8 protein-coding genes are annotated in these 10915 nt (G+C 67.0%); 6 read left to right on the top strand and 2 right to left on the bottom strand.

All coding sequences use genetic code 11. From position 1 onward, the window contains the following. Positions 1-2130, top strand: a 2130-nt coding sequence (locus tag VFU06_06755) for an SEC-C metal-binding domain-containing protein (protein ID HEU5209093.1), incomplete at its 5' end; no start/stop codon positions are given. 48 nt (positions 2131-2178) lie between these two features. Here the strand turns inward: VFU06_06755 and VFU06_06750 are convergent. Beyond that, complete coding sequence (locus VFU06_06750) at positions 2179-2565, bottom strand: GxxExxY protein (protein ID HEU5209092.1); 387 nt, start codon at positions 2563-2565, stop codon at positions 2179-2181. Positions 2566-2645: 80 nt separating this feature from the next. Here VFU06_06750 and VFU06_06745 point away from each other — a divergent pair, with 80 nt between their 5' ends. From VFU06_06745 to VFU06_06730, 4 genes are all read left to right on the top strand, one after another. Then, positions 2646-3980: a UDP-glucose/GDP-mannose dehydrogenase family protein gene (locus VFU06_06745; protein ID HEU5209091.1), complete on the top strand. Its 1335-nt coding sequence runs from the start codon at positions 2646-2648 to the stop codon at positions 3978-3980. A 132-nt stretch (positions 3981-4112) separates the two neighbouring features. Then, positions 4113-6020: a nucleoside-diphosphate sugar epimerase/dehydratase gene (locus VFU06_06740; GenBank protein ID HEU5209090.1), complete on the top strand. Its 1908-nt coding sequence runs from the start codon at positions 4113-4115 to the stop codon at positions 6018-6020. A gap of 50 nt (positions 6021-6070) precedes the next feature. Further along, entirely contained in the window at positions 6071-6757 is a 687-nt protein-coding gene (gene radC, locus VFU06_06735; GenBank protein HEU5209089.1) for a DNA repair protein RadC, read from the top strand. A gap of 42 nt (positions 6758-6799) precedes the next feature. After that, positions 6800-7519: a tetratricopeptide repeat protein gene (locus VFU06_06730; GenBank protein ID HEU5209088.1), complete on the top strand. Its 720-nt coding sequence runs from the start codon at positions 6800-6802 to the stop codon at positions 7517-7519. Between the two features lie 4 nt (positions 7520-7523). Here the strand turns inward: VFU06_06730 and VFU06_06725 are convergent, their stop codons facing one another. Beyond that, entirely contained in the window at positions 7524-8522 is a 999-nt protein-coding gene (locus VFU06_06725) for a UDP-glucuronic acid decarboxylase family protein (protein HEU5209087.1), read from the bottom strand. Positions 8523-8637: 115 nt separating this feature from the next. Here VFU06_06725 and VFU06_06720 point away from each other — a divergent pair, with 115 nt between their 5' ends. Further along, a complete protein-coding gene (locus VFU06_06720) occupies positions 8638-10839 on the top strand; it encodes a bifunctional (p)ppGpp synthetase/guanosine-3',5'-bis(diphosphate) 3'-pyrophosphohydrolase (GenBank protein HEU5209086.1) in 2202 nt (733 codons plus the stop codon). Positions 10840-10915: the final 76 nt, after the last annotated feature.

Genomic DNA, 10915 nt, shown 5'->3' with positions numbered 1-10915 from the left:
CCCTCGGATCCGGAGGCCTTCGTCGTACCGGACCTGTCAGAAGCGGTCGGGCGCGTGGAGCACGACCCGGACCTGTCCATCGACGAGAAGCGCGAGCGCATCCAGACGCTCGAGCGCGAGTACGCGGAGAAGAGCCAGAAGATCCACGCGATCCACCAGCTGCTGAAGGCGTACGCGCTCTACAACCGCGACGAGCAGTACATCGTCGAGGGTGGTGAGGTCATCATCGTCGACGAGTTCACCGGCCGTAAGATGGCGGGACGTCGCTGGAGCGACGGGCTGCACCAGGCGGTGGAAGCGAAGGAGAACGTGTCGGTGCGCGGCGAGACGCAGACGCTCGCGACGATCACGATCCAGAACTACTTCCGCATGTACGACAAGCTGGCTGGCATGACGGGTACGGCCGAGACCGAGGAGGGCGAGTTCCACTCGATCTACGGTCTCGAGGTCATGGTCATCCCGACCAACCGGCCGATCGCGCGTGACGACCGCCAGGACCTGATCTACCGGACCAAGCGCGAGAAATTCAACGCGATGATGGACGAGATCGAGCGGCTCAACAGGATGGAGCTGCCCGTTCTCGTGGGTACGGTATCGGTCGACGTGTCGGAAACGCTGTCGCGCATGCTCAAGCGACGCGGCATCCCGCACAGCGTGCTGAACGCGAAGTACCACGAGCAGGAAGCGCAGATCGTCGCGCGCGCCGGCCAGCCGGGCGCCGTCACGATCGCGACGAACATGGCCGGCCGTGGTACCGACATCAAACTCGGTGCAACGGTGAAGGAGGACCGCACCGTCGGCTGGCTCAAGGCCAAGGGTGTCGACCTCGACGCCGTGGCGCGCTCCGCGGATCCGACGCGCGAGACGGATCCGGCGAAGCTGAGCGACGACGACGTCGTCGAGCCCGGCGGCCTGCACATCATCGGCTCCGAGCGGCACGAGTCGCGCCGCATCGACCGCCAGCTCCGCGGCCGCGCCGGCCGCCAGGGCGACCCGGGCGCATCGCAGTTCTTCCTGTCACTGGAAGACGACCTGATGCGCCTGTTCGCGTCCGACCGCATCGCCGGCATCATGGAGCGGATGGGCGCGCAGGAGGGCGAGGTCATCACGCACGCGCTGGTGACGCGCTCGATCGGCAGTGCGCAGCGCCGCGTCGAGATGCAGAACTTCGAGCAGCGCAAGCGGCTGCTCGAGTACGACGACGTGATGAACCAGCAGCGCGAGGTCATCTACGACCTGCGCCTGTTCGCGCTCGAGGGCGGCGAGGACCTGAAGGGCGAAATCTGGGAGATGGTCGAGCATGCGCTCGAGACGTCCATCCTGGATTACGCCCCCGAGGATTCGCACCCCGACACGTGGGACCTGGCCGCGCTGCGTCAGCGCCTGGTGATCGACTACTTCCTGGTGGTCGAGGAGTTGCCGCAGCAGGAGGGCGCGGAACACGACATCGACGACCGCGACCGGCTCGTCGAGATCGTGCTCGCCAGCGCGCGCGCCGCGTTCAAGCGCAAGCTCGAGAGCTTCGGCGAGATGCGCGACCGCATCCTGAGCTTCGTGATGCTCAGCGTGATCGACCAGAAGTGGCGCGACCACCTCTATGACCTGGATCACCTGAAGGCGTCGATCGGCTTCCGCGGCTGGGGTCAGAAGGACCCGCTGATCGAGTACAAGCAGGAAGCCTACACGATGTTCGTCGACCTGATGCGCGACATCAGGAAGCAGGTCAGCTCGTTCGCGTTCCGCGCCACGCTCGAGGTGCCCCGCCAGCAGCGGCGCCCCGCGCCGCCGCCGCGCGAGCTGACGCTGAGCGGACCGAGCGACGTGCAGCCGACCTCGCCTGCCCACCCGCCGCAGGCCGAGCGCGAGGAGCAGCCCCGCGACGCGATCGCCGCGGCCATGGGCGGCGCGCGCAGGGCCGCGCCGGTCGGTGCTGCCGCCGCGGCGCCGGCCATTGCCGGCATGGGCCGCGTCGCGCAGCCCACGGATGTCTCGCGGCTGCAGACCAACCGCGGCGACGGCGGTGCAGCCAGGGGCGCACCGGCCTCGGCGGAAAAGCCGATCGGCCGCAACGATCCGTGCCCCTGCGGCTCGGGCAAGAAGTACAAGAAGTGCCACGGTGCGGGTGCCTGAGTTCACACAGAGGTCACAGCGGCCACCGTGGACACAGCGGATAGGGAGTCAGTTGGCGACGCGCTTGATACCATCGCGCAGATGGGGCGCTCCGAAGTTCAGGAGCAGCCCCAGGCGGCAGTCGAGCAGCCGCAGGTAGGTCAGGAGCTGTTTGTGGTGCGCAGGGCCGAGTGCAGTCACTGACTTGATCTCGACGACCACCGACCGCTCCACCAGCAGATCGACCCTGAACGCATCCCGGAAGCGCACGCCGTCGAACTCGAAGGAGACGGGCTTCTGTCGTTCTACTTTCAGGCCCAGCGCGATGAGGTCCCGGGCGAGCAGCGTCTCGTAAACAGACTCGAGCAGTCCTGGACCGAGCAGCGAGTGAATACGGAAGGCGCTGTCCAGGATCTGTCCGGTGAGAACGTTCAACTGCAGTAACTCTGTGCCCATTGTGTCCCCTGTGACCTCGGTGTGAGAAGAAGAGCCAGAGATCCAGGGCAAACCCATAGCAACATGAGAAGCGAGGACGCATGCGCGTTGGTGTGATAGGAACCGGCTATGTCGGGCTGGTGGTCGGGGCGTGTCTGGCCGATGCGGGGAATGATGTGATCTGTGCGGATGTCGACGAGGGCAAGATCGCGCGGCTGAAGAAGGGGGAGATCCCGATCTACGAGCCGGGGCTGGAGGACCTCGTCGTGCGCAACCAGGAGGATGAGCGGCTGCGGTTCACGACGGATGTGGCCGAGTGCGTGCGGGAGTCGGACATCATCTTCATTGCGGTGGGCACGCCGCCCGGGGAGGACGGGAGCGCGGACCTGAAGCACGTGCTCGAGGTGGCGGAAACGATCGGTCGCAACATGAATGGCGAGAAGATCGTCACCACGAAGAGCACGGTACCGGTCGGGACGGCGGCCAAGGTGCGGGCGGAGATCGAGAAGCACTCGGGGATGCCCGTGCACGTCTGCTCCAATCCGGAGTTCCTGAAGGAGGGTGCGGCGGTCGACGACTTCATGAAGCCGGACCGCGTCGTCATCGGGACGGACAGTGACTATGCGCGCAGTGCGCTGGCGGAGCTGTATGCGCCGTTCGTCCGGACCGGCAACCCCATTCTCTTCATGGACGTGCAGTCGGCGGAGATCACGAAGTACGCGGCCAACGCGATGCTGGCGACGCGCATCTCGTTCATGAACATGATCGCGGGGCTGTGCGACGCGATCGGCGCGAACGTGGACCACGTGCGCAAGGGCGTGGGCAGCGACCCGCGCATCGGCAACTCGTTCCTGTTCCCCGGCTGCGGCTACGGCGGGAGCTGCTTCCCCAAGGACGTGACGGCACTGATCCGGACGCTGGACGACATGGACGTCGATTCGGGCATCCTGGACGCGGTCGAGAAGGTCAACTTCGGGCAGAAGCGGCTGCTGCTGCGGCATCTCGACGAGCGGCTCGGGACCGACCTGGGCGGGGTGACGATCGGGGTCTGGGGGCTGGCGTTCAAGCCGGAAACCGATGACATGCGCGAAGCGCCGTCGATCACGGTGGTGAACGGGCTGCTGGAGCGCGGCGCGACGGTGCGGGTGCACGATCCGGTCGCTACCGACATCGCCCGGGGCATCTTCGGCGACCGGGTAGAGTATGCGGAAGGCAACTACGATGTGCTGCCGGACGCGAGCGCGCTGCTGATCCTGACGGACTGGAAGCAGTACCGGAGCCCGGCCTTCGGCCGGATCCGGACGGCGATGAAGCGGCCGCTGATCCTGGATGGCCGCAACCTCTACGACCCTCAGCGGATGGGGCAGCTGGGGTTCGAGTACGTGAGTATCGGACGGCCGTCGTCCACGCCGGTGGCGGTCGCGGCGGGTCAATAGGCAGTTGCTGCCTATTTCGACGCGAAGGATATCGCACTAATTTGGCCCGGTTGATGCACACACCCGACGATCGAGACTTTGGGGCCTCCGAGGCATTCTGGTGGGGTTGTGGCTGAGAGCGGTTCAGAGGAAATGACAGGCAATACCGGGTGGCTGACGGCGCTGTTCGCCAGGCGTCGTCGGCTTGCGGTGGTACTGTATGCGGCTGCGGCGTTCGGCGCCTACTTCTCCGCCTACCTGTTGCGGTTCGATTTCCAGCCGCCCGCCGCCTACCTCCAGCTCTTCGCGTGGACGGTCTGGCCGTTCGTAGCGATCCGACTCGGCTTCTTCCGCCTCTTTCGCCTGACGCGTGAGCGCTGGCGCTACACCGGAGCCACGAACATTCCGCGGCTGGTGCTGGCCAGCATCTGCGGATCCGTCGTCTTCCTGGTGATCTTCCGGTTTGTCCTGCCGCTGGATCCTGTCGTGCCGATCTCGATCGTCGCGATGGAGACCGTGCTCGTCTGCTGGTTCACGGCCGGCATGTGGCTGAGCTACCGCTTGGGATACGAGCGGATCCGGAATCACGGCCATGTGAACGGCCACGAGAAGACCCGGGTGCTGGTGGTCGGCGCGGGCGAGGCCGGCAACCTGCTGGTGCGTGAAATGATCCGCTTCCCGACAGGTTACCGGCCTATCGGAATCGTGGACGATGACCCGACGATGTGGGGCGCCACACTCCACGGTATCGAGGTGATCGGCGCCACTCGTGACATCGTCCCGATCAGCAACGCGATGCGCGCAGAGGAGCTGATCATCGCTGTGCCATCTGCGTCACCGGCCGACCTGCGCCGCATCGTCGCGAAGTGCGAGGCGACAGGCCTGCCGCTCAAGGTGCTGCCAGGCATCGCCGAGGTGCTGGCAGGGGACGTGCGACTGAACCAGGTGCGCGAGGTCCGGATCGAGGACTTGCTGGGGCGGGAGCCGGTGAACCTCGAGCTGCCGGAGCTGACGGCGGAGATGAGCGGCGCGACCGTGTTGATCACGGGAGCTGCGGGCTCGATCGGCTCGGAGCTCGCGCGCCAGGTTGCGCTGAACTCGCCGCGTACACTGGTGCTGCTCGACCAGGCGGAGAGCGATCTCTTCTACCTGGACTTGGAGCTGCGGCGGGCGCACCCGCAGCTCGAGATCATCGCGGTGATTGCGGACATCGTCGATGCGGCGGCAATGCGTGCCGTGTTCGAGAGCCATGCGCCGGACCGCGTGTTCCATGCGGCGGCGTACAAGCACGTGCCGCTGATGGAGTGCAACTCGCGCGAGGCGATCCGCAACAACGTGATCGGCACGTGGCGCGTCGCAGAACTGGCGGGTCAGTACGGCGTGGCGAAGTTCGTTCTCGTCAGCACCGACAAAGCCGTCCGGCCGGCGAACGTGATGGGCGCGACCAAGCGACTGGCCGAGCTGATCGTGCTGGAAATGCAGGCGCGCCACCCCGGGACCAACTACGGGGCAGTGCGTTTCGGCAACGTACTGGGCAGCAACGGCAGCGTAATACCCATCTTCCGCCGCCAGCTCAAGGCGGGGCAGCCGCTGACGGTCACGGATCGGGAAACGACGCGCTACTTCATGACGATCCCGGAAGCGGTGCAGCTCATCCTGCAGGCGTCGCTGCTGCCGGAGCTGCGCGGCCATGTCGCGATGCTCGACATGGGGGACCCGGTACGCATTCTCGATCTCGCGGAGAATCTGCTGCGGCTCTCCGGTGTGACGGATTACCGCGGACGGATCGTGTTCACGGGCCTGCGTCCGGGCGAGAAGCTTCACGAGGAGCTGGCTGCGCCCGACGAGGAGACCAGCCAGACGGCGATCGAGAAGATCCGGATCATCCGTTCCGTCACCGGTCCGGTCCGCGTACTTCCGCGCCTGCCGCTGTGGGAGCGTGGTCTCGAGGGCGGGGATCCGAAAGTCATGCGGCAGGATCTCGATGCCTTCTTCCCGGGCCTGCCGATGCGGCTTCAAACAATCGAGCGGCTGCCGATGGAAGTCGCGGTCGGCGACTGAGCGCCCCACAGCCATGGCAGTGCCCCGCCGGGCCGGCAACCGTTCGCGGTATGCCGGCCCCGATCACGTCCTGGCCTCTTCGTGAGCGTCCCCGCGAACGACTGCTGCATGCGGGTGCGAGTGCGCTCTCGGACCGCGAGCTGCTGGCGATCCTGATCGGCAGTGGTGTTCGTGGAGCCAGTGCCGCCGAGCTCGCGACGGAGCTGCTCTCGCGCGCCGGTGGCTCGCTCCGGCGGCTCGCAGCAGTGCTGCCGCATGGCGACAGGCTGAGCGGCGTCGGTCCCGTCAGCCGCGCACGCATCCTGGCCGCACTCGAGCTCGGCCGCCGGCTGGCCCGTGAGGGGCCGGCCGAGCGGGCCGTGATCCGCGGGCCGCGCGACGTCTTCGAGCTGTGCGCCCCGGCGCTGCGCGACCTGGCGCAGGAGGAGTTCCGGGTGCTGCTCCTGAACACGCAACACGCGGTGCTGCGCGAAGTGGTCGTGACGCGCGGCACGCTGGACGGCTCACTGGTGCACCCGCGCGAGGTGTTCCGCGCCGCGATCGCCGAGGGCGCGGCGGCGATCATCCTGCTGCACAACCATCCATCCGGTGACCCGACGCCCTCGCCGGAGGACCGCAGCGTGACGCAGCAGCTCGCGGAGGCGGGCAGGGTTGTGGGCATTCCGGTGGTGGATCACGTCGTGATCGGTGATGCCCGCTACACGTCCTTCGTGGAGGCCGGCCTGCTGCGCGACTGACGCGCGGTGGCAGGTCGCAGCTCTGCAGCCTATACTCCGAGCATGGACCTGAAGGCACCGGACGTGGCGGCGGCATACGCCGCCTTCGAGCGCGCGGAGTACGCGACCTCTCTCGACCTCGCGCGTCGCATCCTGAGCACGCGCCCCGCGTACGCGGACATGCGCAACCTGGCCGGCATCTCGCTGGCGCTGCTCGGTGATTCCGAGGCGGCGCTCGACGAGCTGGACGCGGCCATCGCGATCAACCCGGAGTACGTCGAGGCGCTGCTCAACCGGGCGCTCGTACTGAACGACCTCGGCCGCTTCGACGAGTCGCGGGAAACGCTCGAACGGGCGAGCGCTCGCGAGCAGTCCGCTGCCGACGGGATCCCGGCGATCGCGGCCGCGCGCATCGCCAATGCGCACGCACACATCGGCGACCTGTACACGGCGGTCGGTGCGCACGAGCGCGCGTGGCGCGAGTACAGGACCGCCCTGGAGCTGCGGCCCAACTTCCCGGACGTGCGCCACCGTGCTGGCAAGGCGCTGCTCGAGCTGGGGCGCGTCAAGGAAGCCGTGCGGATGCTGCGGCGGGTCGTGCTGGACACGCCGTCCTACACGCCGGCACGGCTGGACCTGGGGCTGGCGCTGCTGCGTGACGGGGATCCGGATGCGGCGCGTGCGGAGTGGGACGCGTGCCGCGCGGAGGGGATCGACTCACCGCAGCTGCGCGCGTACCTGGCGCTGGCGGAGCAGCCCGGACGCGCGCAGCAGCGGGACTGACCGGCTAGGGCGTCTGCGCCGAGGGCGCGGCCTGCGCGCCGGTGTCGGTCAGCACGCGCGCCGTCGCACCGCGCTCGACGCGCTCACGGAAGTAGGGGATCGTCAGCTTCAATCCCTCCTCGAGCGAGTGCCTGGGCTCCCAGCCGAGCAGCTCGCGGGCGCGCGTGATGTCGGGACGTCGCACCTTGGGATCGTCCTCCGGAAGCGGCAGTGACTGGATGGCGGATTCGCTGCCGGTCAGCTCGATGACCTTCTCCGCCAGCTCGCGCACGGTGAACTCGTGCGGGTTGCCGATGTTCACCGGCTCGTGCACGTCGGACATGAAGAGCCGGTAGATGCCGTCCACCTCGTCCGCAACGTAGCAGAAGGACCGCGTCTGCGAGCCGTCGCCGTACAGCGAGAGCGGCTCGTTGCGCAGGGCCTGCACGATGAAGTTCGACACGACGCGACCGTCGGCGGGCCGCATGCGCGGCCCGTACGTGTTGAAGATGCGGACGATGCGCGTGTCGAGGTCGTGGTACGTGCGGTACGCCATCGTCATGGCCTCCGCGAAGCGCTTGGCCTCGTCATAGACGCCGCGCGGACCGATCGGGTTGACGTGACCCCAGTAGGTCTCGGGCTGGGGATGCACCTGCGGATCGCCGTACACCTCGGACGTCGAGGCGAGCAGGTAGCGGGCGCCCTTGGCCTTGGCGAGGCCCAGCGTCTTGTGCGTGCCGAGGGAGCCGACCTTGAGCGTCGGGATCGGGTGCTCGAGGTAATCGACCGGGCTTGCGGGGCTCGCGAAGTGCAGCACGCCGTCCAGCGGACCCTCGGTATAGATGTAGTCGACGACGTTGTGCTCGACGAACCGGAATCCCGGATGCCCGATCAGGTGCGCGATGTTCTCCGGTGAGCCGGTGATGAAGTTGTCCATGCCGATGACCTCGTGGCCCTCGGCGAGGAATCGATCGCAGAGATGGGAACCGAGAAAGCCGGCGGCGCCGGTGATCAGGATGCGCATTCGCTCACGGGAAAAGGTTGAGTAGTGGACCCCTTCTTGAGCCTACCGACCGCTCCACGGCCGGGCAAGCGGCCGGCCACGTGAACCGCCGCCGGCGCGGGGAGTAGAAACAAGGATGGCCAGCACAGTCCCGATTCTGCCCGACGAAAGCGGGCTCGACGCGCTGCCGTCGCGCCTGCGCCAGTCCATCGAGCCCTACATCGACCGGCTCGACGTGGACATGATCGTGCGCGCGTACCGCTTCAGCGAGACTGCGCACGAGGGGCAGAAGCGCGCCTCGGGCGAGGCGTACCTGGATCACACGGTCGAGGTCGCCAAGATCCTGGCCGACCTGCACCTGGACACGCTCACGGTCGCGTCGGCACTGATCCACGACGTGGTCGAGGACACGATCTTCACGCTGGACGACGTCGAAAAGGAGTTCGGCGCGCAGGCCGCGCGCATCGTGGACGGCGTCACCAAGATCGGCAAGGTGCAGTTCCGCTCGTCGACGGAGCAGCAGGTCGAGAACTACCGCAAGCTGCTGCTGTCGATGGCGCAGGACGCGCGCGTCATCCTGATCAAGCTGGCGGACCGGCTGCACAACATGCGCACCCTGGAGCACCTGCGGCCGGACAAGCGGCGTCGCATTGCGACCGAGACGCGCGAGATCTACGCGCCGCTCGCGCACCGGCTCGGCATGGCGCAGATCCGCTGGGAGCTCGAGGACCTCGCCTTCAAGCACCTGGAGCCGGACGAGTACCGCACGCTCGCCAAGAAAATCGCTGACAAGCGGGCGGAGCGGGAAGAGAACATCGAGGCGCTGCGCCATCCGCTCGAGGACGAGCTGCGCACGGCAGGCATCCCGTGCGAGGTGTACGGGCGGCCCAAGCATCTCTGGTCCATCTTCCGGAAGATGCAGAAGCGCGCGCGCCCGTACGAGGAGATCTACGACCTCATGGCGATCCGCGTCGTCACGGACACGATCGCCAACTGCTACCACGCGCTCGGCGTGATCCACAACAAGTGGACACCGCTCCAGGAGCGGTTCCACGACTACATCGCCACGCCGAAGTCCAACATGTACCGGTCGCTGCACACGACCATTTTCGGCCCCGGCGGCCGGCTCTACGAAATCCAGATCCGCACCGGCGAGATGCATCGGACCGCCGAGTACGGTATCGCGGCGCACTGGCGCTACAAAGAGGGCTCGCAGCGCCCGAGTGACGAGGTGGACGAGACGCTGTCCTGGTTCCGCCAGGTGCTCGAGTGGCAGCAGGACACGCGGGAGCCGGAGGAGTTCATGGAGTTCCTCCGGATCGACCTCTTCCAGGACGAGATCTTCGTCTTCACCCCGAAGGGCGACGTCAAGCAGCTTCCGCGCGGTGCGACGCCGATCGACTTCGCGTTCGCGGTCCACACCGAGGTCGGGCTGCACTGCGCTGGCGCGAAGGTGAATGGGCGGATTGCCCCGCTGTCCCGGGAGCTGAAGAACGGCGACACCGTGGACATCACGACGGACGCGAAGCAGCGCCCGTCGCGCGACTGGCTGGCGTTCGTCAAGACGGCGCGTGCGCGTCAGAAGATCCGTAGCTTCGTCAAGAGCCAGGAGGGCCGCGTCTCGCTGGAGCTGGGGAAGGAGCTGTTCGAGCGGGAACTGCGCCGGGCGAAGAAGGAGAAGCCGACCGAGGCGGCCATGGCCGAAACGGCACGTGCGCTCAACCTGCCCGACTTCGACCACGTGCTCGCGGCCTTGGGCCGCGGGGACCTGGGGCCGACGGCGATCCTGAAGGAGCTGTATCCCGGCGAAGAGCCCAAGCCGCCGAAGCCACCGACTGCCTTCGAGCGGTTCGTCAGCAAGGTCCGGAAGAGCGACCGCGGCGTCCGCATCCAGGGCGTCGACAACATGATGATCCGGTACTCGCAGTGCTGTCAGCCGGTGCCGGGCGATTCGGTGATCGGCTACATCACCCGGGGTCGCGGAATCTCGATCCATCGCACAGATTGTCCCAACGTGCTGAACCTGTCGGAGCATCCTGAGCGACGGGTCGAGATCGAATGGGAAGCGGAATCCCAGGACCGATTCTTCGTGCGGGTGGTCGTGGAGGGCACCGATCGGCGTGGGTTGCTGTCGGACATCGCGCTGGCGATTACCGAAACGGGTACGAACATCGGCTCGGCGGAGATCAAGTCATACGACGGCGGCATGACGGGCTCGTTCGTTGTCGAGGTCGGCGATCTGCAACACCTGAAGAAGGTCATGCGAGCGATCCGCAATGTGAACGGCGTGCTCTCCGCGGAACGGAGGGAGCACTTTGCCGATGTCGGAACTGATTGACGTGCGCGCGTCGAGACGAGTTGTTCCTTATTGAGCGCACCGTTTCCTCAACATCAAATGGAGGACAGATGGCGGG

It is taken from the genome of Longimicrobiales bacterium (genome assembly GCA_035764935.1).
GTDB lineage: Bacteria > Gemmatimonadota > Gemmatimonadetes > Longimicrobiales > RSA9 > DASTYK01.
The sequence above is the reverse complement of the archived record's forward strand: the minus strand, read 5'-3'. Positions and strand labels throughout refer to the sequence as shown.